Consider the following 25,741-nt stretch of genomic DNA (forward strand, 5'->3'; position numbering starts at 1 on the left):
GCAAGCTGGACGCATGTGGCGTTAGCCCCCTCCGGCCCTCTGGGCCACCTCCCCCGCAAGGCGGGGGAGGAACTTCGACCGCTACCCCGTCACCGTATAGATCATGATCCCCGTCGCCACCGACAGGTTCAGGCTGTCGGCCCGGCCGCGCATCGGGATCTTCACGTTGACATCGCACGCCGCCGCCAGCTCGGGCGGCAGGCCCTGTTGCTCGTTGCCCATCAGGATCAGCGACGGCTTCACATAGTCGGCGGACTTGTGATCGACCGTGGCGGTCAGCAGCGTCCCCACCACGCTGCCGGGCCAGGTTTCGCGCCAGGCCAGGAACTCGGGGATGGTGGCCTTGGCGATCTTGACCGCGAAGATCGAGCCCATGGTCGCGCGCACGCCCTCGACCGAATAGGGATCGACGCAGTCGCCGACCAGGATCACCCCGCCGCAGCCGGCCGCGTCGGCGGTGCGGATGACGGTGCCGAGGTTGCCCGGATCGCGGACGGCCTGCATGGCGACCCAGCAAGGCGCGCTTTCCGGGGCGATGGTCGAAAGCGGCGTGAACACTTGGCGGAAGACGGCGACCACGGCCTGCGGGTTGTCGCGGCGCGAGACCTTCTCGAGGATTTCGCGATTGACCTCAATGACTTCGCCGCCGGCCTTCAGGCAGGCGGCGACGGCCTTCTTCAGCATCGGATGCTCGGCGGCATCGGGGCCGTACATGACGATCTTGGGCGCATGGCCGCAGTCGATCGCCTCGATGACGATCTTCAGGCCCTCGGCCAGGAACAGGCCGCTGTCCTCGCGTTCCTTGCGCATGTGCAGGGCGCGGACGGCCTTGACGGTGGCGTTGGTCAGGGAGGTGACGGTCTTGGTGCTCATCTGACTTATCCCTCCGACGACCAGCGGGCGAAGAAGGAGAGACCGATCTGCCGGTCGCCCCTGTCCTCGACCAGCGAAAGCTCGCCCCAGTCGATGACGCCGCCCCTGCCTTCCAGCTCCTGCGCCAGCAGGCCTGACATCGCGGCGCCCGAGACGCGGGCGGCATAGGCGTTCATCAGCAGGAACGAAGCATCTTCGTTGAGCAGGGCGGCACAGTCCTTGGAGAGGGCCGCCAGGTCCTCGAACAGGCGCCAGACCTCGCCGTCGGCGCCGCGGCCGAACTTGGGTGGATCTAGGATAATGCCGTCATAGACATTGCCGCGCCGGACCTCGCGCGCCACGAACTTGCGGGCGTCCTCGACGATCCAGCGGATCGGCTTCTCCGCAAGGCCCGCGAAGGCGGCGTTCTCGCGCGCGAAGCCGACGGACTTCTTGGAGGCGTCCACGTGCGTGACAGCCGCGCCGGCGGCCGCGCAGACCAGCGAGGCCACGCCCGTGTAACCGAACAGATTCAAAATCTTGGGCTGACGTCCCGAGGTCTTGGCGAAGGCGCGCACGCGCTCGTCCTGCCAGGCCCAGTTGGCCGCCTGCTCGGGGAAGAAGGCCAGGTGGCGGAACGGCGTGAACTGGCCGTGGAACTTGGCGCCGCCCCATCCAAGCGGGAACTTCTCGATCGGTGCGCCCTTAAAGCGCCAGCGGCCGGCCTCGTCCTCGTCGGTGGGGTCGAAGACGGCGTCGGCGTTGTCCCAGGCCTTCTGGTCCAGGCGCGGCGCCCAGAAGCACTGCGGCTCGGGACGCACGACGGTGTAGCGGCCATAGCGCTCCAGCTTCTTGCCGTGACCGCTGTCCAGCAGGGCGTAGTCGGCCCAGCCGGTGGTGCGCATGACGATGGGGGCGGGAGCGATCTTCGGAGCCATCGCCCGCCCATACCTGTTTACAGCCTGACCCGTCCAGAGCGCGGGACGTGCAGCGTCTTGTCCCAGCGGTGCGGGGCGGTCACGAACTGATGTAGCGCCTTGGCCGCCGCCACGCTCTGCAGCAGCCAGTAGAGGGGCATGCCCAAGAGGTGCAGGGCCTTGGGCTTGCCCTGGGCGCGCAGCATGCCGCGCGCGCCGGCGAGGGCCGCCGCGCTCCAGCCCAGGGCGTAGAGCACGAGGTCGGCGGCGGGAATGTCAAAACTGGCGTCGGGCCAGTAGTCGATGGCCGCCGCCACGATCGCCGCCGCCATCACCGGGCCATGCAGGTGCGAGGACGCCACCGACTGGGCCAAGGTCAGGAGCAGGGCCGTGGCGTTCCGCGCCTGACGGACGACGCGGCCGCGCGAGTGGACGGCCAGGGTCTGCATGTGTCCCTTGATCCAGCGCGCCCGCTGGGGAAGCCACTGGCGCCAGGTGGTCGGGGCGGTCTCCCAGGTCGGCTTGGAAATGACGCCCAGCCGATAGCCCGCTGCGGCCAACCGAAAGCCGACGTCCGCGTCCTCGGTGACGTTGTAGGCGTCCCAGGCGCCGATTTCGCGTAAAGGACCGACCTTGAAGTGGTTGCTGGTGCCGCCCAGCGGAAAGGCCAAGCCCCACTTCGCCAGGGCCGGCAGCAGCACTTCGAAGTGGGCCGCGTACTCCAGGCGAAACTGGGAAGGAGAAAGACGGAAAATCCCGGGTCTTCGATCCGCAGCGGCGCCTGCAGGCAGGCCAGGCGCGGGTCAGAAGCGGCGAAGCGGGCGGCCGCCTCGCGAAGTTGGCCAGGATCAGGCATATCCTCGGCGTCGTAGATCACCACGAGGTCGCCCCGGGCCCGCGCCAGGGCGTGATTGCAGGCGCGAGGCTTGGTCTTGGGCGTTCCCGGCGGGACCACCAACACCTGGACAAAGGCCGGCAGGTCCAAGGCGCGCACGGCCGTCAGAGTCTGGGTATCGTCGGCTTCCAGCACGATCAGCGCTTGCAGCCGGTCGCGCGGATAGTCGATCGCGGCGAGGTTCTGGAGCAGCTCGCCTACGACCTCGGCCTCGCGGTAGAGCGGCGCGATGATGGTGTAGGCGGGCAGGTTTCCATCGGCCAGGGGCGGTGAAGAAAGGGGCTCCAGCGGTGTGCAGGCGGCCGCCAAACGTGTCAGGCCGCCCAGCAAGAATACGGCGAAGAACAGGTGATGCACGCCGATCAGGCCGGTGCTCGGCGCCAGCGCCAGGGTGACCGCGATCGCTAAGCCCGTCAGGCCTATGCCCGCAGCCTGGGCTCGCGACAGGGAAAGGTGAGCGCCATCCCGTACAATCCTCGCGCGGGAATCTTCGCTCGAAGGCGCTCGCGTCGCCGTATCGTGCTCAAAGCTTTGAACTCCGGGCGCAAGTCCGCCCGCCGGCGCAAGCGCCGGTTCTAAACGCCGTTCTTCACGCGCCATCGTCGCCCCAAGACGCCAGATCGCCCCAACGGCGTGGATAACGGTATCTCAACCAAAAAGTGTCAAATGGAAAAACACGCGTTTTAGGGCTCTTCCTCGCGCGCGCGAAGTCACAGGGGCGGAAATTCTTCCCGTCACGCACGTTCTTGCGACGGCTGGGTGATTCCCGTTTAGTGTTGGACTGGGGAAATGCAGGGGAAGCGAGTTCCGTGACGGTTGTTCTGAAGAAGCCTCAAAAGTCTGCGCGTAAGCCCAAGGGGGATGGGCATCTTAGGCGCGGAGAAATCCTGGAGGCCGCCGAGAAGATTTTCATCGCCGAAGGCTATTCGGGCGCGACGATCCGCAAGATCGCCGACGCGGTCGGCGTGTCGTCGACGGCGCTCTACATGCACTTTCGCGACAAGGACCAGATTCTGATGGAGATCAGCAACGACGCCATCGAGCGTCTGCTGGCTCTGAACATCCAGATCGCCGCCCAGCCGGTCGACCCGGTAGCGCGCGTGCGCCTGATGCTGGAGGCGTACATGACGTTCGCGCTCGACAACCCCAACACCTACCAACTGGTGTTCTGCAGCACCGGCGAGCACATCTCGCAGGACAAGATCTCCGACCTCCTGTCGCTGGGTGACCGCTGCTTCGAGAAGTTCAGTGAGCCGGTGCACCAGATCGCCGCCCAGGGCCGCCTGCGCTCTGGCTCGGCGGTCGAGGCGGCCGAGGTGCTGTGGGCGGGTTGCCATGGCCTGGTGTCGCTGCTGATCACCAAGCCCTCGCGCGGCTGGTCTTCGTCCGAGGGGCTGATGAAGGTAATGCTGGACGGTCTGCTGCACGGCCTGGTCACGGACTGATTTCATGAGCGCCGCCAAGGCCTTGTGCGCCCTTGTGGCGGCGCTGGCGCTCGCGCCTGGCTTCGCCCTGGCGGCTCCGCGCGTGATGTCGCTGGACTCCTGCGCCGACCAGTATGTGCTGGCCCTGGCCCCGCGCGACAGCATCGTCGGCCTGTCGCACCGCGCCGTTTCGCGGGACAGCTATATGCGGGGCGCGGCGGCCGGCCTGCCTTTGCGGCGGGCGACGTTCGAGAGTCTAGTCGCCGCGCGCCCAGATGTGGTGGTGCGCCTGTGGGGCGGCGACGCCCGGCTGTCCAAGGCGATCGAGAAGAAGGGCGTGGCGACCGTGACGCTGGACGACGCCGCCGACTTCGACGGCGTCCGCGTCAATGTGCGCAAGGTGGCCATCGCTCTGAACCGTCGCGCCGAGGGCGAGGCGGTCATCGCCCGAATGGACGCTCAACTCACCAGCGCGGCGGGAGCGGGGAAGGGGCGGTCGGCGCTCTATCTGACACCGGGCGGCTTTACGGCCGGATCGGGCACGCTGATCGACGCCATGCTGAAATCGGCCGGCTACGCCAACGCTTCCAAGACGCCATACTTCGCGCCCGTCTCGCTGGAGGGGCTGGTGATGACGCCGCCGACGGCCGTGGTGCTGGGGCTGTTCGACATGGCGTGGGCGGGGGCGGACCGTTGGGGGCCGGGACGCCACGCCGCCCTCCAGCGCGTGGTCGCGACCCGTACGGCAGCCTCGCTGCCCGCCTCGGTGGTCGGTTGCCCCGGCTGGTTCGCGGCCGACGGCGCGCGGATGCTGGCGGAGGCGTCGCGATGAGCCTTGTTAGACTTTGCCTGCTGATGCTGCTGGTCCTGGCGCTGGCCGCGATCGCGGCGGTGGCGCTGGGCGAGACGCCTTTGACCTGGAGCCAGTACGTCCAGGCGCTGACCCAGCCGGGCTCGCCGCCTGGAGAGGTGTTGTGGACGATCCGCGCGCCGCGCGTCGCCGTCGCGGCCCTGGTCGGCGCGGCTCTCGGCTTGGCGGGCGCGACCATGCAGGGCCTGCTGCGCAATCCGCTGGCCGACCCCGGCGTGCTGGGCGTCTCGGCGGTGTCGGGCCTGGGGGCCGCGATCGCCATCTCGGCTGGTCTCGCCGCCATTCCCGGCGCGATCGAGCTGTCGGCCCTGGTCGGCGCGTTGGTCGCTGGCGGCTTGGTCGTGACCCTGGCCGCGCGGTTCCGCGAGCCTGAGGTACTGATCCTGTTTGGCGTCGCCCTCTCGGCGTTCGGCGGCGCCCTGACGGCCCTGGTGTTCAACCTGTCGCCCTCGCCGGTTGCGACGGCCGAGATTTTGGCCTGGCTGATGGGCTCGGTGCAGAACCGCGACGCCATGGACGCCCTGCGAGCCCTGATCCCCATGGCCATCGGCGTGGCGCTCTGCCTGCGCGCCGGAGACGGCCTGCGGATGCTGACCCTGGGCGAGGAGGCCGCGCGGATGTCGGCCCTGCCGATGGCGCGGCTGCGGGTCTATGCGGTCGCCGGCGCGGCCCTGCTGACTGGCGCGGCGGTGGCGGCGGCGGGCGTGATCGGCTTCGTCGGTCTGGCCGCCCCGCATCTGGTGCGGGCGCTGGTGCGCGATGATCCCAAGCGCATCCTTTGGCCCTCGGCCCTTGCGGGAGCGCTGCTGCTGGTCGTGGCCGACCTCGCCGCGCGTCTGATCCCGACCGAGCAGGAGCTGAAGCTGGGCGTCGTCACCGCCCTGTTCGGCGCGCCCGCCTTTGGCCTCCTGGCCTGGCGCGCCGCGCGGAGCTGGCGGTCATGAGCGCGATTTGGACGCTCGACGCGGTGACCGCTCGCCAGGGGCGAAAGACGGTTCTGGAGGCGGCGAGCCTGCGCGTCGTCTCTGGCGAGGTTGTCGGCATCGTCGGACCAAACGGCGCGGGCAAGACCAGCCTGCTGCGCGCGGGTCTTGGCCTCCTGCCGCTGGAGGCGGGGCAAGCGCGGCTATCGGGGCAGCCGGTGACTTCGCTGAAGCCCGAAGCGCGCGCGCGCCTGGTCGGCTACCTGCCGCAGGAGCGCCGCGCGGCCTGGAATCTGCCCGCCCGGATGATCGCCGCGCTGGGGGCGAGCGATCTTTCCGACACGGAGGCCGACGCGCTCGCCCGAGCCTGCCTGACGCGCGTCGGCGCTGGCGATCTGGCCGATCGTGGCGTGCTCGACATGTCGGGCGGTGAGCGGGCGAGGGTGCTGTTGGCGCGGCTGCTGGCGACCCGCGCGCCGCTGCTGGTGGCCGACGAGCCGGTGGCGGGCCTTGATCCCGACGCCCAGTTGCTGACGCTGGACCTTCTGCGCGCCGAGGCGGCGGGCGGGGCGGCGGTGGTGGTGACGCTGCACGACCTGGGTCTCGCTGCGCGGGCTTGTGATCGCGTGGTTGTCGTCTCTCAGGGCCGCATCGTCGCGGAGGGGGCGCCGCGCGAGGCGCTGTCGAAGGACGTTCTGGCGCAGGTGTTCGGGCTGGATGGCGGCCTGGTCGAGACGTCGGCCGGCTTGGTGCTGGCGGCTCGGCGGGTTTAGCCATGATATCAAAACTCTCGTCATCCCGGGCGGCGAAGCCGACCCGGGGGGCAGTGCGGCGGCCCCTGGGGCCCGGCTCTCCGCTGCGCTGCGGGCCGGGATGACAAGGTATTGTGAAGCCCTTTGTCCGCCAGCTAACCCTTAAGGCTGCGCCGCCACCGTCTCGGCCGAGGCTACCGCCGCGCTGTAGCTGTAGCCGCCGCGCTTTAAGTCGCTAGAGAGCGTCAGGGGCGTGGCGCCGCCGCTTAGCCGCGCGCGATAGACCATGGTCGTCTCCAACGTCCGCATCACGTAGTTGCGGGTTTCGGAGAACGGGATGCACTCGATGAAGTCGAGCGGGTCGGTCGTCGCGCCGCGCGGGTCGCCGCATTGGTTGACCCATCGCGCCGGACGGCCAGGGCCTGCGTTGTAGGCGGCAGCGGCCATGATGTACGAGCCGCTGAAGGTGTTGACCATCTGGCCCAGGTACACCGAGCCCAGGCGCATGTTGTACGAGGCGTCGGATAGGCGATCGAGCGAGTGGTCTTCGCCCAGCTTGCGCGCCACCAGCGAGGCGGTGGCCGGCATCAGCTGCATCATGCCGCGCGCGCCGACGCCAGAGCGGGCCTCGGGGTCGAAATTGCTTTCCTGGCGCGAGATCGAATAGACGAAGGCCGTCTCGGCGGCGCCGGGAATTGGCGTGAAGTGGTGGTGCAGCAGCGGATAGCCGCGCTCAGGTAGGACAAAACCCCTCTGAGCAGCGGCGCGCACGGCGCGCATGGCCAGGTCCTGGTCGCCATAGCCGCGCGCCATGTCGACCAACAGGGCGATCTCCGGGAGGCTCGGCAGGACGTCGTCGATATAGAGCATCAGGCTGCGGAACTGGTCGCGCGCGCCGATGTCGGCCAGGATCCGCGCGGCGCGCACCTGCTCGCGGCTATAGAACCGCGCCCGATCAGCGGCGGTGATCACCGGATCGCCCTCAAGGCGCAGCTCCTGGAGCCCCGCCTTCTCGGCCGAGAGTTGCCCGTAGAAGGTGGTGATGTAACGCGAGCCTTCGAAGTAGAAGGCCTGGGCCGCGATCGGGTCGCCTTGCGCCTCGGCGGCGCGGCCTTGCCAGTAGAGTGCGCGGCCCTTGGTGATCGGCGAGGCGCCGACGGCGGCGATCTGGGCGAAGTGGGCGGCGGCGGCGTCTGGATTTCTCAACCGCGAGAGCGCGATCCAGCCAGCGAAGAACTCTGACTCGGCGATCTCGGTGGGCGTCAGGGCACGGGTGTTGCTGGCGGCGGCGTAGGCGCCGACGTTGTCGCCAGCCTGCAGGGCCGCGACGACCAGCTGTTTGCGCTCCTTCCAGATCGTGGTCGAGGCCTCTTCCGTCGGCGGGGCCGGGAAGTTCGCCACCATCGGCAGGGCCAGGGTCTCCATGCCCTTGCGGCGCAGATAGGCCGCGCGCTCGAAGACCACGCCAGGCGAGTCCTGCAGGTCTGGGGTCAGGCCGTTGTAGAGATCGTTCGCGTTGGCCGCGCCCTGGCGATAGGCGATGCGCGTGCGGGAGGCCGCTTGCTGCGTCTCCGACAGCATCGCGACGATCTCACGCGCCGCCGGGCCTTGCTGGCCGTAGAGCAGAATGTCGGCGCGGCGGACGTAGTCGTCCGGCGTCAGCATGGCGCCGAACCGCGCGATCATGGCGCGCTGGGCGTCGGCTTCGAACACCTTGTCGCGGAAGGTGCGGCGTATCAGGTCCGTCGCCTCTTGCTGGCGGCCGGTCGCCTGCAGGGCGCTGGCCAGGGTCATGACGCCCTCGGCCGTCGCCGGCTGAGCGCCACCGAACCACGCGACGATGCGGGCCGGATCTAGGCCCGAGGTGCCGAGGGCTCGCTCGACGGCCGCGTCGCGACGGGCGCCGCGCGGCCAGTCGGCCAGTTCTCGACGCGCCGAGTCGAGATCGTAGAAGCTCAGCGCCTCGGCGTTGGCGTCGACCAGCGCCCACAGGGCGATCTTGCGCGCGACCGGATCACCAAGGCTGGCCATGGCTGATCGCGCGCCCGAGACGTCGCCTCGTTTGGCGGCGGACAGGGCTGTGCGCAGGGTGGAGGCGTCGGTGTCGGAGATAAACGCCGCGCCCGCGCTGAACGACGCATTGGCGAGGTCGGGCGTGGTCGTCTGGGCGTCGGCGACGCCGCAAACGGCGACGATGCAAGCCCCTCCGAGCATGATGCGGCGTAGAACTGAAGCCAAAACACACTCCTCAACCCGGCCCTGAGCCAGGGCCTTCGAACCATCCGCCAGCCGGATACGCGCCAGCGTAAGGGTCGTCCTCGAATCGCAAATCCGGATCCGAAATAAGATCAGGCCGGATTATGTTTAAAGGAGGGTTGGCGGGACTTGACCCGAGGGCCTCGTCCGATCAAACCGCTCCAGCCTCGACGCGCCCGGTTGCGGGACGGCGGGGCAGGGACATATTGTCCGCCTCCTTCGTCCTGCCGCAACCGACGCGGCGCCATTCTCACGGCAATTTGCAAGTCATGGTCCATTCCCCGTTCAAGGGCGTCATTCCGGCCCTCGTCACGCCGTTCAAGGACGGGGAGGTCGATGAGAAAGCCTTCGTGGCGCTGGTCGAGCGCCAGATCGCGGGCGGCGTGCACGGCCTTGTGCCCGTCGGCACCACCGGCGAGACCTCGACCCTTTCGCACGAAGAGCACATGCGGGTCGTCGAACTGTGCGTGAAGACCGCCGCCGGCCGCGTGCCGGTGATCGCCGGCGCGGGCAGCAACTCGACCGACGAGGCCATCATGCTGGTCCGTCACGCCAAGACCGTCGGCGCCGACGCCGCGCTGGTGGTGACGCCCTATTACAACCGCCCCAGCCAGGAAGGCCTCTATCGCCATTACGAGGCGATCAATAACGCCGTCCAGCTGCCGGTGTTCGTCTACAACGTGCCGGGCCGCACGGGCGTCGATATCTCCAACGAAACCCTGGCGCGCCTGTCCAAGCTGCCCAACATCGTCGGCATCAAGGACGCCACCGGCGACCTGACCCGCATCAGCTTTCAGCGCCTGATGTGCGGGCCCGACTGGATCCTGCTGACTGGCGACGATCCGACGGCGCTGGGCTACATGGCCCATGGCGGTCACGGGGTGATCTCGGTCACCGCCAATGTCGCGCCAGAGGCCTGCGCCGCCTTCATGAACGCCTGTATGCAAGGCGCCTGGGAGACCGGCCTCTACTGGCAGGATCGCCTGGTGCGCCTTCATAAGGCTCTGTTCCTGGACTCCTCGCCGGCCCCGACCAAGTTCGCCTTGTCGCATCTTGGCCTGTGCGCGGAGGACGTCCGCCTGCCGATCACGCCCTGCGCGCAGGCCGTGCGTCCGACGATCCTGGACGCCATGCGCGAGGCCGGTCTCGAATAATGACCAAGCCGATCGCGGAGAACCGGCGCGCCCGGTACGACTACTTCATCGAGGAGACCTTCGAGGCCGGCATCATGCTGACCGGCACCGAGGTGAAGTCGCTGCGCGTCGGTCGGGCCAACATCGCTGAATCGTACGCCTCGGTCGAAGGGCGTGAGATCAAGCTGATCAACGCCGATATTCCGCCCTACGGCCACGCCAACCGCTTTAACCACGAGCCGCGCCGCCACCGGAAGCTGCTGCTGCATCGCAAGCAGATCGACAAGCTGATCGGCGCGGTCCAGCGTGACGGCCGGACGATGATCCCGCTGAAGCTCTATTGGAACGAGAAAGGTCTGGCCAAGCTTGAGATCGGCCTGGCCAAGGGCAAGAAGCTGCACGACAAGCGCGAGACCGAAGCTAACCGCGACTGGCAGCGCGACAAGGCGCGCCTGATGAAGGGCGACCGCGGCGACTAAGAGAGGTCGTCCGCGATCGTCGTGGCTTTGTCTTGTTCAGCCCAGGCCGAATATCATCAAGAAGCCCAGCGCCATGCCGAGGCAAAATCCGGCGACACTGGCGATGAGATACCGGCGGACGTCCGCGCGGACGTCGGTACGCGTCTGGGCCATCTGTAGTCCCGCTCCCACACGCCTCTTGGGCGTGACGAATCAATCCACGATTCAGTTTTAGCGTGACTTGATCCTGATCAACGGGGGTCAATACGCGGGCGCGACGATTGTTCGCAGCATAAACCCCCGGGGAGGTCGCCAATCGAGTCCGTTTCGGGAGTCTTGTGCTTGGCGGAAGTCCAAGATTGCCAACGCTGTCAAATGATCATCCAGCGTCGATTACTTCGATGATGGATTAGCCATTCTCCAACGCCAAAAGGGCAAAGGTCGCCAACCAGTGTTCGCCCATGTAGTCGCCGGAAACATGCGGGATCGCGGCGGCCAAATGGTTCACCGCAGCGCTGATCGCATGGGGTTTAGCCGGGTCGGCTTCAGACATCGCGCTGGCCAGCGTGCGCCAACACCAGGCTCTGGACAGGTTCAAGCCGTCGAGGTGGGCGATTTTACCGTCAGTGCGGTCGCTGACCCGCGCGGGCGTGAACAGTGTGGCCGGCTGCTTGCGCGCCAGGTCGGGCAGGAAGCGCGGGAACCATAGCTCGAAGCGCTCGGGCGGCAGCAGCCGGCGCATGGCCTCTGCTTCGATCAGGGCCGGGGACAGGAAGTCGTCGCCCGACGGCTCCCAGGCCTGGCAGGCGGCGTCCTCGCCGTACCAAACGAGGGCGCGGTTGCGCATGAGCTCGTAGAGCGCCTGGTCGCCCGTCATCTCGGCGTACTCGTAGGCCAGCACCAGAGCGAAGGCGGTGTTGTAGTGGGTCCCGGCTCGGACCGGATAGTCGGCGATCGGCAGGAAGGCCTCGAAGCGGGCTTTGAACGCTAGGGCGAGGGGGGCGTGGGCGCCGGCCCAGGGGCGGCTGTGGCGCAGCAGCTCGGCCTGCAGCATCAGGCTCCACGCCCAGCCGTAAGGACGTTCGAAGCCCCGGCTTTCGGGGCGCGCCAGATAAGCCACCTCGCCGGCGACCTTCTCCGTGGTGAAAGCGTCGTCAAACAGGGCGACGATGGTGTCGGCCTCGGGCATCTCGGGACGCAGGCGCAGCAAGGTGGCCAGCAGCCAGTAGCCATGCACGCACGAGTGCCAGTCGAAGCTGCCGAAGAAGATCGGATGCAGTTCGCGCGGCGAGCGGACGTCTTCCGGCCCGCCCATGACGTGGTCCAGCTTGTTGGGGTACTCGCGGGTCAGGTGCCCCAGCGCGATCCTGGCGAAGCGCGAGGCCGTGGCGCGGGCCAGACTCATGGGCGGCCGGTCTCAAGCATGGAAGGCGAGGGCGTTCATCAGGATCACATTGACGATCAGCATCAGGACCGCTGTCGGCGCCTGGGCGCGGATCACGGCGTAGCGGTCCTTCAACTGCAACAGGGCGGCCGGCACAAGGTTGAAGTTGGCCGCCAGCGGCGTCAGCAGGGTGCCGCAGAACCCCGACAGCATGCCGATGGCGCAGACCACGGCCGGGTCGCCGCCAAATCTGCCGATGACCAAGGGCAGGGCGATGCCGCCCGTCATCACCGGAAAGGCGGCGAAGGCGTTGCCCATCATGATCGTGAAGACGGCCATTCCTAAGCAGTAGGCGGCGACGGCGGCGAAGCGGCTATCGGCGGGCGTGATCATCACCGCGAGCTCGCCGATCGTCTTGCCCACCCCCGCCAGGGCGAAGACCGCCCCCAGGGCCGCCAGCATCTGCGGCAGCAGGGCGGCCCAGCCGACCAGGTCCATCAGCCGACGCCCCTCCTGCACGGCCGAGGCGGGAGGCTGGCGGAACATGACCTGGGCGAGGACCGCCGCGACCAGGGCGGCCAGGGCCAGCGAGATCAGCGTCGCTTGCTTGGGATCGACCAGCGGGGTCCCGTGAAGGGTCAGGCGCTTGAAGACCAGGGAGCCCGCCAGGACCAAGACGGGAATGACCAGGGCGGGAACGAACAGGCGCGCGCCATACCGAGCGGCCAGGCTTTCGCGCTGGTCGGGCGAGGTGGTCTTCGGAACTCCGACGCCCAACTGACCCGCTCCGGCGATCACGGCCAGGGCCAGCGCCAGGACGCCGTTGCCAAGGTCGCCCAGGTGGTCTCCGGCCAGGAAGCTCAGGGCGAACAGGCCCCAGAAGGCGGCGTTGCCAAGGCGCTTGGGATTCTCGCGGTCCGCCAGGCTGAGGCCCGCGAAGGCGGCGAACATCACGCCGGACAGCAGATAGACGAGCGGCAGGCCGATCACGCGGCGTCCTCCGCCTGGGGCTTCAGCGTGCGGTCGAACAGCAGCAAGCGGGCCCCGTGGATCAGGAAGGCGGCGATGGCGGACGGGATCGCCCAGACCGACAGGGCCAGCGGCTCGACCGTGATCCCGCTCTGGTCCAAGAAACCGACGATCAGCAGGATCGAGCCGATCGCCAGGAAGATGTCCTCGCCGAAGAACAGGCCGATATTGTCGGTCGCCGCGCTAATCGCCCGCACACGCTGACGGTCGTCGTCGGACAGCGGATCGGCCGCCGCCTCAGCCATCGGCGCCAGCAGCGGACGCACGGTCTGGGCTTGGCCGGCCACCTGGGTCAGGCCCAGCGCCGCCGCGATCTGGCGCAAGGCCAGATAGGCCAGGAGGATGCGGCCGGCGGTCGCCGCACGCAGGCCTTGGATCGTCCGCCGCGCCTGCTCGCGCAGTCCGGCTCGCTCCAGAACGCCTATGGCCGGCAGGACCAGCCAGGCGACGCTCACATAGCGATTGGTGTTGAAGGCCTTGCCGAACGCCGCCAGCACCTCGACCGCCGTCAGCCCTGCGGCCAGCCCCGACGTCATCGCGGCGGCAATCACGACCAGCAGCGGATTGAAGCGCAGGGCAAAGCCCAGCACGATTACCGCCACGCCCAGAAGGGTCAGCATCCCCAACGACTCCCCGTGTCCGATGCGACCGTCGGACGCCAAGGCGGTGCTGGCAAGGCCATAGGGCCAAACCGCATTCGGCGAGGTTGGACTTGACGCCTCGGCGCCCTGGCGCGACGCTCAAGTCAACAATGATAACCTACGGGAGGCACCCATGGCCGACGGCTCACTGCCGATTACATCCCTGAAGGGCAAGGTCAGCGACGCCGAGTGGCAGGCGCGCGTGGACCTGGCGGCCCTTTACCGCCTGGTCGCCCTGCACGGCTGGGACGACATGATCTTCACCCACATCTCGGCCCGCATCCCGGGGCCCGAGCATCACTTCCTGATCAATCCCTACGGCATGTTCTTCGGCGAGATGACCGCCTCGTGCCTGGTCAAGGTGGATCTGGACGGCAACATCGTCGACAAGACGCCGTACTTCATCAATCCGGCGGGCTTCACGATCCACTCGGCCGTTCACGGCGCGCGCGACGACGCCCAGTACGTCATGCACCTGCACTCAGACCAGGGCGTGGCGGTCTCGGCCCAGCGCGATGGCCTGCTGCCGTTGACACAACATGCGCTGATCGTCTTGCCTCAACTCGCCTATCACGACTATGAAGGTGTTGCGCTCAACTTGGGAGAGCGAGAGCGGATCGTGTCCGATCTCGGCGACAAGAAGCTGCTGATGCTGCGCAACCACGGCACGCTGTCGGTGGGCGCAACGGCCGCTGAGTGCTGGTTGGGGATGTTCTTTCTGGAGCGGGCGTGCGCGCAGCAGGTCATGGCCTTGTCGACCGGACGAGACAACGTCCTTCTGGCGCCGGAATCGGCTCAGGAGGAGGTGCGTCGCCAGACCGGCATGGGCATGGGGATGATCGGCGGCCTGGCCTGGCCCGGCTGCCTCAGAAGGCTGGACCGCGAGCTGCCCGGTTACGCGGAGTAGGCGCGCCTTCCACGGCTTCGAGAGCCGCCGCGATCCTTTTGGGTGCGGCGGCTCTTTCATGTCTGGGCGGGGGTAGGGCCTTTGCTGGGGCGTGGCCCATGGAGCCGGGGCGCGCCCAGGTGATCGTCAAGTACGAGCGCGCGACCGCCGATCGGGGCTATGATCTTGGCGGCGGGCTGACGCCGATCGCGCCTCGGCGGGATGAGGTTCTGTCGGTGTTCGTCGAGCGGGGCCTGACGCCTCGCCTGACGCTTCAGGCCAAGGCGGGCGCGACTCGCGGCCACGACCCTTGGGTCGACTATTCGGGCCGGGGACCGATCGAGGTCGGGCTTCGATGGACCGCCCAGCGCGGTCCCCGCTCATCGCTTGCCGTTTATCTAGGCGCCGGGGAAGCCGGTGTGGGCCGAAACGCGGGCTACGCGGCGCCTGGAAAGGGCAGTCTGGATCTTGAGGCGCGGGTCCTCTACGGCCGCTCGGCCGTCTGGCGGGGACGCGAGGCGTTTGTCGACCTGGAGGCCGCTCGGCTCAAGCGAGAGGGTCTGGCGGACGAAACCCGGATCGACGCGACGCTCGGTTTCAGACCGGCCAAGTCCTGGCTTTTGCTGGCCCAGACCTATGCGGGCCAGGCCGATCGCGGCGAGCTCGATGCGCGCTGGATCAAGGCTGAGCTGTCTGTGGTGCGGAGCTTTGGCGACTGGAGCCTTCAGGCTGGATGGCGTGATACGGTCTCTGGTCGGGAGACCGCGCGGGATCGTGGCGTCGTCCTTGCCGTCTGGCGTCGCCTCTAGCTTGTTTCAGGGTTGAAATAGTCCGTCATCCGCCTGTCACTGGACGCCGCTTTAGGCTGAGGTCATATCTCGCCGCACCCATAACTTCGCCGCTCGTGGCGCCCGGAGCTGTTCGTTGATCCGCAGGCACTTCTTTCTGATCCTGGCCCTGGTGGCTGTCGTGCTGATGCTGGTTGTCGGCGGCTTCAAGCTGGCCTTCGCCGGCAAGGAGAAAGCCGGGGCCGGCGGTGGCGGCGGGCGCGCCACGCCCGTTTCTCAGCTGGTGGTGGGGCAGCGTCCGTTCACGGATCGCATCGAGGTGCTGGGCGTCGCCAAGGGGCGTCAGTCCGTGACCATCACCTCCAATACGGCCGAGATGATCACGGCCGTGCATTTCAGCGATGGCCAGGCCGTGTCCCGCGGTCAGGTGCTGGTCGAGCTGAAGGCCGACCAGGAGAACGCCGGAATCGCCGAGGCGAGGGCGAGTTTGGCCCAGGCCGAGCGAGATTATCAGCGCTGGAAAGCCCTGGCCGAGAAAGGGATCGCTCCCCGCGCCACGGCCGAGCAGTATCTTTCGGCCTATGAGACGGCCAAGGCCGCCGTCGCCTCCGCCCAGGCCCAGAAGCTGGACCGCGTGATCCGCGCGCCGTTTTCGGGCCGGGTCGGCATCTCCGATATCGCGCCAGGCGCGCTGATCAGCCCCGGAACGGCGATCGTCACGCTGGACGACACCTCGGTCATCCGCGTCGACTTCTCGATTCCCGACCGTTATTTGACGACCCTCCGCGTGGGCCTGCCCATCAACGCCAGGCCGGACGCCTTGCCGGGCGAAACATTCCAGGGGCGAATCGCCCAGATCGATACGCGCATCGACCCGGCGACCCGGGCGATCAAGGCGCGCGCCGAGTTCCCGAATTCCGATGGCCGCCTGCGGCCGGGCATGCTGGTCAAGGTCGGGATCGACCAGGGCGTGCGCCAGTCCGTGGCTGTGCCCGAGGCCGCCGTGCAGTTCGAAGGAACCCAGGCTTCGGTGTTCCTGATCGCCAAGGGTCCCAAGGGCCAGATCGCCCGCCGGACCAATGTCGAGACCGGTCTCGACCAGGGCGGCTATGTCGAAGTTCGCTCGGGCCTCAAGGCGGGCGACAAGATCATCGCGGACGGTCTGAACCGCGTGCAGGACGGGGCGCCTGTCGGCGGCGGCCAGGGCAAGCCGGGTAACGGCGGCGAGCGCAAGGCTCCCTGATGATTTCCGATCTTTCTGTCCGCCGTCCGGTTTTCGCCGCCGTCGCGGCGATCATCCTGTGCGTCATCGGTCTGGCCGCCTTCACCGGCCTGCCGATCCGCGAACTGCCGAACGTTGACCCGCCGGTCGTCTCGGTCTCGACCAGCTATCGCGGCGCCTCGGCCGAGGTTATCGAAGAGCGCATCACCCAGGTGATCGAGCGCCAGGTGGCGGGCATCCAGGGCATTGACCGGGTGAACTCGTCCTCGCGCGACGGCCGCTCGCAGATCAACATCACCTTCACCCTGGACCGCGACCTCGACGATGCGGCCAACGACGTGCGCGACGCGGTCAGCCGGGTCACCTCGAACCTGCCCGATCAAGCCGACCCGCCCCAGATCGCCAAGGCCAACGCCGACAGCTCGCCGATCATCATTCTGAACCTGACCTCGTCGACCCTGTCGCCGCTCGAGCTGGCCGACTATGCCGACCGCTATCTGGTCGAGCGAATGTCGACGGTGCCGGGCGTGGCCCAGGCGGGCCTCAATGGCCAGCTCTACGCCATGCGCATCTGGCTCAATCCGGACGCCATGGCCGCTCGCGGCGTGACGGTGGACGACGTCGAGACGGCATTGAACACCGAGAATGTCGAACTGCCCGCCGGTTCGCTCGAAAGCGCCGCCAAGGACTTCACGATCCGCGTCAGCCGCTCCTATTCGAAGCCCGAGGACTTCGCCCAGCTGCCGGTCCGCGCCGCCGACGCCAACGGCTTCATCGTCCGCCTGGGCGAGGTGGCTCGCGTGGAAGAGGGCTCGGACGAGCGCCGCAAGATCTTCCGCGGGAACGGCCAGAACCAGGTCGGCATCTTCCTGACCCGCCAGTCCCAGGCCAACGACGTGGCCATCTCCAAGGTCGTGGACCAGGAAATCAAGGCGATCAACCAGACGCTGCCGCCCGGCACCCAGCTGATCAAGGCGGTGGACAACTCGATCTTCACCGCCGAGGCGATCCACGAGGTCTGGATCACCATGGGGATTTCGGTGGTCCTGGTCGCGCTCGTGAACCTGGTGTTCCTGGGTAGCTGGCGGTCGGCCCTGATCCCGTCGATCGTCGCTCCGATCTGTATTCTTTCGACCTTCATCGTCCTGGCCCCGCTGGGCTTCTCGCTGAACCTGCTGACGCTGCTCGCCCTGGTGCTGGCGGTGGGCCTGGTGGTCGACGACGCCATTGTGGTGGTCGAGAACATCCAGCGCCGCGTGGACGAGGGCGAGCCGGCGCCGGTTGCGTCCCTGCGCGGAACGCGGCAGGTGTTCTTCGCCGTCGTGGCCACGACCATCGTGCTGATCTCGGTGTTCGCGCCCCTGATGTTCCTGCCCGGCTATACCGGCCGTCTGTTCGTCGAGCTGGCCGTGGCGATCGCCGCCGCCGTCGGCTTCTCGGCCCTGCTGGCCTTCACCCTGTCGCCGATGCTGGCGTCCAAGCTGCTGAAGCCCGCCCAGGGCGACGGCTGGCTGGCGCGACGCGTCGACTCCGCCATGGACAAGCTGCGCGATAGCTATCGCCATTCGCTGGAGCTTCTGCTGGGCGCGCGGGCGGCGGGCTGGGCCACGGGTCTGGTCGTCCTGATCCTCGCCGTCGCGGCGACCGGTCTTTTCATCGCTCTGCCCAAGGAGATGGTGCCAGCCGAAGACCGGGGCCGGGTGGATGTCTCGATCAGCGGCCCCGAGGGCGCGGGTTTCGACTACACCACCCAGATCGCCAATCAGGTGGAGAAGGAACTGGCCAAGTACCGGGAGCAAGGGGTCGCCGACCGCACGATCATCGCCGTGCCGCGCTTTGGCCAGAGCCAGTTCAATACGGGCAATGGCGTGCTGGTGCTCAAGGACTGGGGCGAACGCGACAAGACGGCGGATGAGGTCGCCGCCGAACTGAACAAGACTCTTAGCAAGATCACCGGCGCTCGCGCTGTAGCGACCGTGCGCGGCGCTTTTCAGCGTGGCGCGGGCGGCGGCGGCACCAATGTCGACCTGATCGCCGTGGGCAACGACTACGTCCAGCTCGCCAATTGGCTAAAGCCGATCCTGGAGGCCGCCCAGGACAATCCGGGCTTCTCGCGTCCGCGCATCGACTACGAGCCGACCTCGCCGCGTCTGTCGGTGCAGATCGACCGCGACAAGGCCGCCAGCCTGGGCGTGTCGACCCAGTCGATCGGCCGCGCGCTGGAGACCATGTTCGGTTCGCGCCAGGTGACGACCTACATCAAGAACGGCCAGGAGTACGACGTCATCCTGCAGTCCGAACTTGAGCAGCGTCGCAGCATCGACAACCTCAACCAGCTGCAGGTGCGCACCGAGGCCGGAACCCTGGTGCCGCTGTCGACGGTGGTGACCACCGAGCTGCGGGGCGACACGCCCGACCGTCCGCGCGTCGACCGCCTTCGCTCGGTGACGCTGACGGCGCAGCTGGCGCCCGGATTCACGGTCGAGGACGCCGTCAGCTTCCTGCAGGCCCAGGCCGACGCCAATCCGACGCCCGGCGTCAGCGTCAAGTGGGGCGGCCAGGCCAAGGATTATCTGGAGGCTTCCGGCGCGGTCGGCATCGCCTTCGGCTTCGCCCTGCTGCTGGTCTTCCTGGTGCTGGCGGCGCAGTTCGAAAGCTGGATCCACCCGGCCGTCATCATGCTGACCGTGCCGCTGGCGGTGCTGGGCGGCCTGTTCGGCCTCCTGATGATGGGCTCGACCATCAACACCTACAGCCAGATCGGCCTGATTATCCTGGTGGGCATCGCCGCCAAGAACGGCATCCTGATCGTCGAGTTCGCCAACCAGCTGCGCGACGAGGGGTTGAAGGTGCGCGAAGCGGTCATCGAGGCCTCGGCCCTGCGTCTGCGCCCGATCGTAATGACCTCGATCGCCACGGCCATGGGCGCGCTGCCGCTGATGCTGTGGACGGGGGCCGGCGCCGGCAGCCGCCAGACCATCGGCTCGGTGATCTTCATGGGCGCGATCGTGGCCACGGTGCTGACGCTGTTCGTTGTGCCGGTCTTCTACAACCTGCTGGCGCGCTTTACGAAGTCGCCGGAGTGGATGTCGCGTCAGATCGAGGAATACGAGGCCAAGGAGAAAGCTGGCGAGGGCGAAGGGTCTCCGGCCTAGGCGCTCCACATAGGAGCCAGAACGGGCGCAGGGCGCGTCGGCGCAAGCTGACGCGTCCGAATTCCGACGAGACCGGCCTACCGCCGGGGGCGCTCGACGTCCAGGACCTCCATGCGCCAGAAGAGGTCGTCACGCAGCGTGTAGCGGTGGCGCGCCATCAGGTCCGACCACAGCTTGCCCGCCAGGTTCCAGACTACCACGTTGGCCAGGACGACGATGCGATCCTCGTCGTCGATCTCGACCGTGACCGGCGTCATTTCGATCCGCAGCGCCCGATCATTGTAGACCCAGTAGGCGCGGACGGCCGCAGGGGTCTTCAACAAGCCGCCACGCGTCACGTCGGGCCATTCCAGGTGTGGATGCACGAGGGCGCGAAACCCTTCGAAGTCGCGCCGCTGGTTGGCGTCGTAGAGACGCTCGACCCGCGCCTGGATGTCGGGTGAAGCCGGTCTCACGTCACGGCGCCGGCTTGTAGCCCGTCTCGACCTTTAAATAGGCGATCAGGTCAATCCGGTCCTTTGGATCCTTCAGGCCCGCGAAGGTCATTTTTGTGCCGGGCATGAAGCCGCGCGGATCCGCCAGCCACTTGTCCAGATGCTCGGCGTCCCAGACGAAGCCCGCAGCCTTCACCACGTCCGAATAGTTATAATCGGCCTTGGCCCCGGCCTTGCGTCCGAACACGCCGTAGAGGTTTGGCCCGGTCAGGTCGGGGCCACCTTCGGTGATCGTATGGCACGAACGACAGAGGGCGAACTTCCTCTGGCCGTTGGAGAGGTCGCCGGTGTTGTAGGGCGCGGGCAGGGCGGCTAGCGCCGCGGCCTTCTCGGCGTCCGTGGGGGCTGAGGCCGGCGCGTCGGCCGGCGGCGCCGACGAGCTGCCGCCGTCCCTGGAACAGGCGACCGCCGAGATGGCGAGGGCGGCTAGGGCGACCAATTTCAGCGTTCGCATGAGGGTTCCCGACTGACGTTTCGTCGCGGGTTCTGCGACGCCGCGACGCATTCCAAAACCTTATAAAATCTGGGCCCCGACCTTGTCACCTAACAAGGGTCCCTAACAGTCAAGCCTGCGACAATTGGCGATATCTATGTGATTCTCTAAGTGAAAAGTGAAATCGCAAACCGTGGGTTCGCACATAACCATTTGACGCTTGTTAACCATAAATCTTACCCCTTTTTCCACGGAGCGGGCTGGCTCCGGGCAGGGCTGGAAGACAAGATCATGGACTGGAGCGAAGAACGCACAGCGACCCTCAAGAAGCTGTGGCTGGAGGGCCTCAGCGCGAGCCAGGTCGCGCGGCAACTGGGCGGCGTCAGCCGCAGCGCGGTGATCGGCAAGGTGCACCGTCTGGGCATCACCGTCCGCGAAACCCCGGTCCGACAGCGCGCCTCGTCCATCCGCGTGTCCTCGCGCATGGCTTCTCGCCAGCGGCCCGCCCGTGAGGCGACGACCGCGGCCCGTCAGGTTCCGACATTCGAGCGCGTCGAGGAGGATCTGCTGCCGACCTCCGGCATCCTGGGCCTGGGCGCCCACTCCTGCCGCTGGCCGATCGGCCATCCCGACAGCGATGACTTCGGCTTCTGCGGTCGTCCCAAGGTCAGCGCCCGGGGCTCGTATTGCGAGCAGCACAGCCAGGGCGCCTTCCGTCGGGTCGGCTCGAGCCAGGCCCTCGAAGCCTGGGCGCTGAAGGGCGTCAACGAAAAGCGCGTCCAGTCCATCCTGGGCTGAGTTCGATCACTCCCATCCTATCAACCTCACGTACGATCGCCGAGACAATCCCATGAACATGGTCCTGATCGAGAACGCCGCCGGCAGCAGCCAAGTGATCACCATTATCGAGGAGTTCGCCGGCCATTCGGTGTCGCGCGACCTCAATCCCGGTGACCACGCCGAGATCCCGGTCACCCAGTTCAAGTCGATCACCGTGCGCGAGACCTATCCCGACGACTGGCTCACCCGCGGTCGTCAGCGGAACCGGGCCGCGATCGACGCGTGACCGTCTAGCGCCGTGTCGATAGGGCTATTTCCCGCCTAGATTGAAAGGCATGACCCCGCGAAGCCTTTCGCGGGGTTTTTCGTTGCGCCGGGGGGGCGCGCTGATTGCGTGGCCGTTAACCTTATGACAGACAAGTCGCCGCTTTGTGGGGGGCGAAAAAGATTATGCGTGAGGGGGAAGAGCGCGCGGCGATGGTAGAAGACCATGCGCTGCCGCTGCCGAGTTACCTGAGCTATCTGCTCTACCAGACCGAGCAGCATCGGCGGGCCATGGCCGCCGACCTGCTGGCGCGTCATGGCCTGAGTTTCGCCAAGTGGGTGGCGATGATTTCGCTGCGCCGGTTCGGGGATCTGTCGATGACCCGCCTGGCCAAGCTCGCCGCCACCGATCGCACCACCTTGACCCGCTCGATCGACAGCCTGATCGTCGACGGCTTGGTGATGCGCGAGACCTCGACCGCCGATCGGCGCATCGTCGTCATTCGCCTGACCGAGGCCGGACGCGCCCTGCTGGCGACGATCCGCGCCGAGATCCGGCCGCTGAACCACGACATCTGCGCTCATCTCACGCTTGACGAGCAGGCTGTGATGACCCGCGCCTTGCAGAAGATGCTGGGGGGACTGATCGCCGAGCCGGACTGGAAGGACGACGTCCTGGCCTTTTCCGCGCCGGCGCCCGTGGCGCCCGTGGCGGCTTAGTCGTCGAACCTCACCCGTCCGCGCCCTGACTTCACCGTCCCGCGCTTGGCCTTGCCTTCCAGTCGCTTGAGCTTGCTGGAATAGGTCGGCTTGGTCGCCTTGCGAGGCTTGGGTTTCTCGGTGGCGCGGCGGATCAGGTCCACCAGGCGCGCCTGGGCGTCCTGGCGGTTCATTTCCTGCGAGCGCGAGCCCTGGGCGAACAGGATCAGCACGCCGTCCTGGGTCAGGCGGCTGCCTGCCAGCGTCTCCAGCCGCGCCTTGACGTCCTCGGGCAGGGACGGGGAGCCTCGCACGTCGAACCGCAGCTCCAGCGCCGTGGACGTCTTGTTGACGTGCTGGCCGCCAGGGCCCGAGGCGCGCGCGGCCTTCCAGACCAGCTCGTCCTCGTCGATGCGCAGCCAGGAGGTGATGTCGATCGTCATGGGCGCCGAGGGGGCGGTGGGACCACCCGCTTGGCCTTGACCACCAGCTGATCCAACGCCTGCAGGAACCGCGAGCGGTCGGCGTTGGCGAAGGCGGCCGGGCCTTTGGTGACTTCGCCCATCGAGCGCAGGTGCTCGCCGATCGAACGTGAGGCCAGGGCCGAGCCGATCGTATCGAGTGTGAACACCCGTCCGTTCGGCGCCACGGCCGCGCCGCCGGCCTTCAACACGCGGTCGGCCAGGGGAATGTCGTTGGTCACCACCACGTCGCCCGGCCCGCAGCGTTCGGCGATCCAGTCGTCGGCGATGTCGGGGCCCGCGTCGACCACGACCTGCTCGATCGCCGGCGTCAGCGGCACGCGGATCCAGCTATTGGACACTACGAAGGTCTTGAACCCATGCCGCGCGGCGACCTTGTAGGCCTCGTCCTTCACGGGACAGGCGTCGGCGTCGATGAAGAGCGTGGCGGTCATCGCGCGACCCGAGGAAAGAGAATGGTGCCGGCTGAGGGGATCGAACCCCCGACCTTCGGTTTACAAAACCGCTGCACTACCGCTGTGCTAAGCCGGCATGCCCGACGCGAAGCCGAGCGGGCGTCTTCCTTAGCGAGCGATGTGGGTCTGGGCAAGCCGGCCACCGTCGCAGGCCCCCACCTGACCACGCTTTGCGTGGTCGTCCGCCCCAATCCTCCCCCCAGCGGGGGAGGTGTCCGCGCAGCGGACGGAGGGGGAAGTGTTGCTGGCCCTGCCTCTTCCCCCTCCGTCGTCTCTTCGAGCCGACACCTCCCCCGCTGGGGGGAGGATTTTACGAGCGTTCGCGGCGCTCTATGATCCGCGTATCCGTAATCGAAGTCAGCGATTTCAACGACTTCTCACTTTTACACGCTGCTGTGTGATCCGCGTTGAAACCGCGCGCACAATCATAGCCATCCCCGTCGCGGGGGAGGGCGTATGGATCCGGCCCAATACGGCGGCGGGGCTAGGTTGAGCGGGGCCGCGTTCGGCGCCTGGGAGGCTTTGTCTGGTCGTGCGGCTTACTCTTTAGGAGCGCGCACGAGGGGCCGGGCCGCTCGGGATCACGTCGAACGCGGAGCGACAGGGCGGTGATCGTATAAGCCGCCTATCGTGGATCGTCGGGCTGGAGACGGAGGAGCCGATCCAGTTGGTCCGCGCCCGTCCGGGGGTAGCGAAGTCCCGAGCAGATAATGCTCACGCCCGTCGCCCTCACGGACAAGAACAGCCTGGCGGAGCGGACGATCGAGCCGAAACGCACAACACACTCACGGTCTCCGGGTTCGCCCGGCCGCTCCGTCGCCTCCCCACACCTTCAGCGAGCGATCGCGTGAAGCCGAGACGCCGTGTCCGCTTCAGTCAGTTCCTCCCCCGCGATGCGGGGGAGGTGGCCCAGAGGGCCGGAGGGGGCCAACTCGGCCGACCTCCAGCTCGCCCCCTCCGTCGGCTCCGCCGACACCTCCCCCGTGTCACGGGGGAGGAACTTCAGAGATCGAACCGCACGCCCTGCGCCAGCGGCAGGGCCCCCGAGTAGTTCACGGTCGCGGTCTGGCGGCGCATGTACTGCTTCCAGCTGTCGGAGCCGCTTTCGCGACCGCCGCCGGTCTCCTTCTCGCCGCCGAACGCGCCGCCGATCTCGGCGCCCGAGGGGCCGATATTGACGTTGGCGATGCCGCAGTCGCTGCCGGCGGCCGACAGGAAGGCCTCGGCCTCGCGGACGTCGTTGGTCATCACGCAGGAGGAAAGGCCCTGGGGGACATCGTTCTGGATCGCCACAGCCTCGTTGAAGTCCGCGTAGGGCACGACATGCAGCAGCGGCGCGAAGGTCTCGCGTTGCATGCACGGCGCGGGGGCGGGCAGGCGGGCCAGGGCCGGGCGGACGTAGAAGGCCTCGGGCCACTGATCGGCCAGCAGGCGCTCGCCGCCGCTGACGGTCCCGCCCTCGGCGCGGACGGCGTCCATGGCCGCGACGAAGGCCTCATAGGCGGCGCGGTCGATCAGCGGGCCCAGCAGCGTCTTGCCCTCGCGCGGATCGCCGACCGGCAGGCGCTGGAAGGCGGTCTCGACCGCGTCCGAGACCTTGTCGACCAGGCTTTCGTGGACGATCAGGCGACGCAGGGACGTGCAGCGCTGGCCCGCCGTACCGGCGGCCGAGAAGACGATGGCGCGCAGGGCCAGGGACAGGTCCGCCGAGGGCGTGACGATCATGGCGTTGTTGCCGCCCAGCTCCAGGATCGAGCGGCCGAAACGCTCGGCGACCACGGGGGCCAGCGCCTTGCCCATCCGGGTCGAGCCTGTGGCGCTGACCAACGGGATGCGCGGGTCGCGGGCCAGCCGCTCGCCGGCGTCACGTCCGCCCTGAACCACGCTGGCCAGGCCCTCGGGCGCGTCGCCGAAGCGGGCGATGGCGCGTTCGAGGATGGCGTGCGTGGCCAGCGCCGTCAGCGGCGTCTTCTCGGACGGCTTCCAGATCACCGGATCGCCGCAGACCAAAGCGAGGCACGCGTTCCAGGCCCAGACGGCGACCGGGAAGTTGAAAGCGCTGATCACCGCGACCGGACCCAGCGGATGCCAGGTCTCACGCATGGCGTGGCCGGGACGCTCCGAGGCGATGGTCAGGCCGTGCAGCTGGCGCGACAGGCCGACGGCGAAGTCGCAGATGTCGATCATCTCCTGAACCTCGCCGGCCGCCTCGGAGGCGATCTTGCCGGCTTCCAGGGTGACGAGTTCGGCCAGATCGGTCTTGGCCGCGCGCAGCTCCTCGCCGAACAGTCGCACCAGCTCGCCGCGACGCGGGGCGGGCACGACGCGCCAGGCGTCAAAGGCGCGGCGGGCGGCCGCGACCTTGGCCTCGATCTCGCGGGCGTCGTCGAAGGCGACGTGGGTCAGGACGGAGCCGTCGATCGGGCTGCGCACGGGCTGGCCGGCGTCGGCGGGGCGGGCCGGGACGCCCAGCGCGTCCAAGAGGTCGCGGGCATGGGCGGCGGGAGTCGGGAAGGGCTGGGTCATGGCCTTGGAAAACGCTCCCCGA

General features: G+C 67.9%; 24 protein-coding genes, 1 tRNA gene and 1 pseudogene. 13 read left to right on the top strand and 13 right to left on the bottom strand.

Going from position 1 to position 25,741, the window contains the following annotated elements:
- Nucleotides 1–81: 81 nt before the first annotated feature.
- The 3 genes and pseudogenes from CSW59_RS07510 to CSW59_RS07520 all read right to left on the bottom strand — a co-directional run bounded on the left by CSW59_RS07510 (nucleotide 82) and on the right by CSW59_RS07520 (nucleotide 3,264).
- A complete protein-coding gene (locus CSW59_RS07510) occupies nucleotides 82–873 on the bottom strand; it encodes an RNA methyltransferase (protein WP_099443450.1) in 792 nt (263 codons plus the stop codon).
- A 5-nt stretch (nucleotides 874–878) separates the two neighbouring features.
- Nucleotides 879–1,790, bottom strand: coding sequence for a class I SAM-dependent methyltransferase (locus CSW59_RS07515; RefSeq protein WP_099443451.1), 912 nt, complete (start codon nucleotides 1,788–1,790; stop codon nucleotides 879–881).
- Nucleotides 1,791–1,807: 17 nt separating this feature from the next.
- Nucleotides 1,808–3,264 (bottom strand): annotated as a pseudogene (locus CSW59_RS07520) (glycosyltransferase).
- A gap of 209 nt (nucleotides 3,265–3,473) precedes the next feature.
- Here CSW59_RS07520 and CSW59_RS07525 point away from each other — a divergent pair.
- The 4 genes from CSW59_RS07525 to CSW59_RS07540 are packed head-to-tail and all read left to right on the top strand — an operon-like array spanning nucleotide 3,474 to nucleotide 6,655.
- The gene (locus CSW59_RS07525) at nucleotides 3,474–4,109 is read left to right on the top strand and encodes a TetR/AcrR family transcriptional regulator (protein ID WP_099443452.1); all 636 of its coding nucleotides are present in this window, start codon (nucleotides 3,474–3,476) and stop codon (nucleotides 4,107–4,109) included.
- 4 nt (nucleotides 4,110–4,113) lie between these two features.
- A complete protein-coding gene (locus tag CSW59_RS07530) occupies nucleotides 4,114–4,920 on the top strand; it encodes an ABC transporter substrate-binding protein (RefSeq protein ID WP_099443453.1) in 807 nt (268 codons plus the stop codon).
- Nucleotides 4,917–5,903 (top strand): FecCD family ABC transporter permease, encoded by a 987-nt coding sequence (locus tag CSW59_RS07535; protein ID WP_369825753.1) that lies wholly within the window; start codon nucleotides 4,917–4,919, stop codon nucleotides 5,901–5,903. The genes CSW59_RS07530 and CSW59_RS07535 overlap by 4 nt, the downstream gene beginning before the upstream one ends.
- Nucleotides 5,900–6,655, top strand: coding sequence for an ABC transporter ATP-binding protein (locus CSW59_RS07540; RefSeq protein ID WP_099443455.1), 756 nt, complete (start codon nucleotides 5,900–5,902; stop codon nucleotides 6,653–6,655). The genes CSW59_RS07535 and CSW59_RS07540 overlap by 4 nt, the downstream gene beginning before the upstream one ends.
- Before the next feature lie 141 nt (nucleotides 6,656–6,796).
- On the opposite strand, the gene CSW59_RS07545 is transcribed toward CSW59_RS07540, so the two are convergent.
- On the bottom strand, nucleotides 6,797–8,872 hold the full coding sequence (locus tag CSW59_RS07545) for a lytic transglycosylase domain-containing protein (protein WP_099443456.1): 2,076 nt from the start codon (nucleotides 8,870–8,872) through the stop codon (nucleotides 6,797–6,799).
- Nucleotides 8,873–9,159: 287 nt separating this feature from the next.
- On the opposite strand from CSW59_RS07545, the gene dapA reads away from it, so the two are divergent.
- On the top strand, nucleotides 9,160–10,044 hold the full coding sequence (gene dapA / locus CSW59_RS07550) for a 4-hydroxy-tetrahydrodipicolinate synthase (protein WP_099443457.1): 885 nt from the start codon (nucleotides 9,160–9,162) through the stop codon (nucleotides 10,042–10,044).
- Complete coding sequence (gene smpB / locus CSW59_RS07555; RefSeq protein ID WP_099443458.1) at nucleotides 10,044–10,502, top strand: SsrA-binding protein SmpB; 459 nt, start codon at nucleotides 10,044–10,046, stop codon at nucleotides 10,500–10,502. Before dapA ends, smpB begins: the two co-directional genes overlap by 1 nt.
- A gap of 388 nt (nucleotides 10,503–10,890) precedes the next feature.
- On the opposite strand, the gene CSW59_RS07560 is transcribed toward smpB, so the two are convergent.
- Genes CSW59_RS07560 through CSW59_RS07570 form a run of 3 tightly spaced genes read right to left on the bottom strand, consistent with a single transcriptional unit; the run spans nucleotide 10,891 to nucleotide 13,514 of the window.
- Nucleotides 10,891–11,886, bottom strand: coding sequence for a DUF2891 domain-containing protein (locus tag CSW59_RS07560; protein ID WP_099443459.1), 996 nt, complete (start codon nucleotides 11,884–11,886; stop codon nucleotides 10,891–10,893).
- A gap of 12 nt (nucleotides 11,887–11,898) precedes the next feature.
- A complete protein-coding gene (locus CSW59_RS07565) occupies nucleotides 11,899–12,855 on the bottom strand; it encodes a DUF979 domain-containing protein (protein WP_099443460.1) in 957 nt (318 codons plus the stop codon).
- Complete coding sequence (locus tag CSW59_RS07570; protein ID WP_099443461.1) at nucleotides 12,852–13,514, bottom strand: DUF969 domain-containing protein; 663 nt, start codon at nucleotides 13,512–13,514, stop codon at nucleotides 12,852–12,854. Before CSW59_RS07570 ends, CSW59_RS07565 begins: the two co-directional genes overlap by 4 nt.
- Before the next feature lie 154 nt (nucleotides 13,515–13,668).
- On the opposite strand from CSW59_RS07570, the gene CSW59_RS07575 reads away from it, so the two are divergent.
- From CSW59_RS07575 to CSW59_RS07590, 4 genes are all read left to right on the top strand, one after another.
- Complete coding sequence (locus tag CSW59_RS07575; RefSeq protein ID WP_099443462.1) at nucleotides 13,669–14,442, top strand: class II aldolase/adducin family protein; 774 nt, start codon at nucleotides 13,669–13,671, stop codon at nucleotides 14,440–14,442.
- 98 nt (nucleotides 14,443–14,540) lie between these two features.
- Nucleotides 14,541–15,230, top strand: a complete 690-nt coding sequence (locus CSW59_RS07580; protein WP_099443463.1) for a hypothetical protein — start codon at nucleotides 14,541–14,543, stop codon at nucleotides 15,228–15,230.
- A gap of 115 nt (nucleotides 15,231–15,345) precedes the next feature.
- Entirely contained in the window at nucleotides 15,346–16,452 is a 1,107-nt protein-coding gene (locus CSW59_RS07585; RefSeq protein WP_143754974.1) for an efflux RND transporter periplasmic adaptor subunit, read from the top strand.
- Nucleotides 16,452–19,586: an efflux RND transporter permease subunit gene (locus tag CSW59_RS07590; protein WP_099443464.1), complete on the top strand. Its 3,135-nt coding sequence runs from the start codon at nucleotides 16,452–16,454 to the stop codon at nucleotides 19,584–19,586. The genes CSW59_RS07585 and CSW59_RS07590 overlap by 1 nt, the downstream gene beginning before the upstream one ends.
- Before the next feature lie 77 nt (nucleotides 19,587–19,663).
- On the opposite strand, the gene CSW59_RS07595 is transcribed toward CSW59_RS07590, so the two are convergent.
- On the bottom strand, nucleotides 19,664–20,041 hold the full coding sequence (locus CSW59_RS07595) for a nuclear transport factor 2 family protein (RefSeq protein WP_099443465.1): 378 nt from the start codon (nucleotides 20,039–20,041) through the stop codon (nucleotides 19,664–19,666).
- Nucleotide 20,042: 1 nt separating this feature from the next.
- Nucleotides 20,043–20,534, bottom strand: coding sequence for a cytochrome c family protein (locus CSW59_RS07600; RefSeq protein WP_099443466.1), 492 nt, complete (start codon nucleotides 20,532–20,534; stop codon nucleotides 20,043–20,045).
- Between the two features lie 270 nt (nucleotides 20,535–20,804).
- On the opposite strand from CSW59_RS07600, the gene CSW59_RS07605 reads away from it, so the two are divergent.
- The 3 genes from CSW59_RS07605 to CSW59_RS07615 all read left to right on the top strand — a co-directional run bounded on the left by CSW59_RS07605 (nucleotide 20,805) and on the right by CSW59_RS07615 (nucleotide 22,277).
- On the top strand, nucleotides 20,805–21,311 hold the full coding sequence (locus CSW59_RS07605; protein WP_099443467.1) for a GcrA family cell cycle regulator: 507 nt from the start codon (nucleotides 20,805–20,807) through the stop codon (nucleotides 21,309–21,311).
- Nucleotides 21,312–21,363: 52 nt separating this feature from the next.
- Nucleotides 21,364–21,579 (top strand): hypothetical protein, encoded by a 216-nt coding sequence (locus CSW59_RS07610; RefSeq protein WP_099443468.1) that lies wholly within the window; start codon nucleotides 21,364–21,366, stop codon nucleotides 21,577–21,579.
- Between the two features lie 164 nt (nucleotides 21,580–21,743).
- Entirely contained in the window at nucleotides 21,744–22,277 is a 534-nt protein-coding gene (locus CSW59_RS07615) for a MarR family winged helix-turn-helix transcriptional regulator (protein WP_099443469.1), read from the top strand.
- Here the strand turns inward: CSW59_RS07615 and arfB are convergent.
- From arfB to CSW59_RS07645, 4 genes are all read right to left on the bottom strand, one after another.
- Nucleotides 22,274–22,699, bottom strand: a complete 426-nt coding sequence (gene arfB / locus CSW59_RS07620; RefSeq protein ID WP_099443470.1) for an alternative ribosome rescue aminoacyl-tRNA hydrolase ArfB — start codon at nucleotides 22,697–22,699, stop codon at nucleotides 22,274–22,276. The two genes, CSW59_RS07615 and arfB, sit on opposite strands and share 4 nt — an antisense overlap.
- Nucleotides 22,696–23,172: a YaiI/YqxD family protein gene (locus tag CSW59_RS07625; RefSeq protein ID WP_099443471.1), complete on the bottom strand. Its 477-nt coding sequence runs from the start codon at nucleotides 23,170–23,172 to the stop codon at nucleotides 22,696–22,698. Before CSW59_RS07625 ends, arfB begins: the two co-directional genes overlap by 4 nt.
- A 22-nt stretch (nucleotides 23,173–23,194) precedes the next feature.
- Nucleotides 23,195–23,269: transfer RNA gene (locus CSW59_RS07630), tRNA-Thr, on the bottom strand.
- A 926-nt stretch (nucleotides 23,270–24,195) separates the two neighbouring features.
- Complete coding sequence (locus tag CSW59_RS07645) at nucleotides 24,196–25,719, bottom strand: aldehyde dehydrogenase family protein (protein ID WP_099443472.1); 1,524 nt, start codon at nucleotides 25,717–25,719, stop codon at nucleotides 24,196–24,198.
- Nucleotides 25,720–25,741: the final 22 nt, after the last annotated feature.

This window comes from Caulobacter sp. BP25 (assembly GCF_002737755.1).
In the GTDB taxonomy this organism is placed as follows: Bacteria; Pseudomonadota; Alphaproteobacteria; order Caulobacterales; family Caulobacteraceae; genus Caulobacter.

Bases quoted from the DNA above. Each gene is read 5' to 3' on its own strand.
- CSW59_RS07510 (WP_099443450.1), bottom strand. From the start codon at position 873: ATGAGCACCAAGACCGTCACCTCCCTGACCAACGCCACCGTCAAGGCC.
- CSW59_RS07515 (WP_099443451.1), bottom strand. From the start codon at position 1,790: ATGGCTCCGAAGATCGCTCCCGCCCCCATCGTCATGCGCACCACCGGC.
- CSW59_RS07530 (WP_099443453.1), top strand. From the start codon at position 4,114: ATGAGCGCCGCCAAGGCCTTGTGCGCCCTTGTGGCGGCGCTGGCGCTC.
- CSW59_RS07535 (WP_369825753.1), top strand. From the start codon at position 4,917: ATGAGCCTTGTTAGACTTTGCCTGCTGATGCTGCTGGTCCTGGCGCTG.
- CSW59_RS07540 (WP_099443455.1), top strand. From the start codon at position 5,900: ATGAGCGCGATTTGGACGCTCGACGCGGTGACCGCTCGCCAGGGGCGA.
- dapA (WP_099443457.1), top strand. From the start codon at position 9,160: ATGGTCCATTCCCCGTTCAAGGGCGTCATTCCGGCCCTCGTCACGCCG.
- smpB (WP_099443458.1), top strand. From the start codon at position 10,044: ATGACCAAGCCGATCGCGGAGAACCGGCGCGCCCGGTACGACTACTTC.
- CSW59_RS07560 (WP_099443459.1), bottom strand. From the start codon at position 11,886: ATGAGTCTGGCCCGCGCCACGGCCTCGCGCTTCGCCAGGATCGCGCTG.
- CSW59_RS07570 (WP_099443461.1), bottom strand. From the start codon at position 13,514: ATGCTGACCCTTCTGGGCGTGGCGGTAATCGTGCTGGGCTTTGCCCTG.
- CSW59_RS07575 (WP_099443462.1), top strand. From the start codon at position 13,669: ATGGCCGACGGCTCACTGCCGATTACATCCCTGAAGGGCAAGGTCAGC.
- CSW59_RS07580 (WP_099443463.1), top strand. From the start codon at position 14,541: ATGGAGCCGGGGCGCGCCCAGGTGATCGTCAAGTACGAGCGCGCGACC.
- CSW59_RS07590 (WP_099443464.1), top strand. From the start codon at position 16,452: ATGATTTCCGATCTTTCTGTCCGCCGTCCGGTTTTCGCCGCCGTCGCG.
- CSW59_RS07600 (WP_099443466.1), bottom strand. From the start codon at position 20,534: ATGCGAACGCTGAAATTGGTCGCCCTAGCCGCCCTCGCCATCTCGGCG.
- CSW59_RS07605 (WP_099443467.1), top strand. From the start codon at position 20,805: ATGGACTGGAGCGAAGAACGCACAGCGACCCTCAAGAAGCTGTGGCTG.
- CSW59_RS07610 (WP_099443468.1), top strand. From the start codon at position 21,364: ATGAACATGGTCCTGATCGAGAACGCCGCCGGCAGCAGCCAAGTGATC.
- CSW59_RS07615 (WP_099443469.1), top strand. From the start codon at position 21,744: ATGCGTGAGGGGGAAGAGCGCGCGGCGATGGTAGAAGACCATGCGCTG.
- arfB (WP_099443470.1), bottom strand. From the start codon at position 22,699: ATGACGATCGACATCACCTCCTGGCTGCGCATCGACGAGGACGAGCTG.
- CSW59_RS07625 (WP_099443471.1), bottom strand. From the start codon at position 23,172: ATGACCGCCACGCTCTTCATCGACGCCGACGCCTGTCCCGTGAAGGAC.
- CSW59_RS07645 (WP_099443472.1), bottom strand. From the start codon at position 25,719: ATGACCCAGCCCTTCCCGACTCCCGCCGCCCATGCCCGCGACCTCTTG.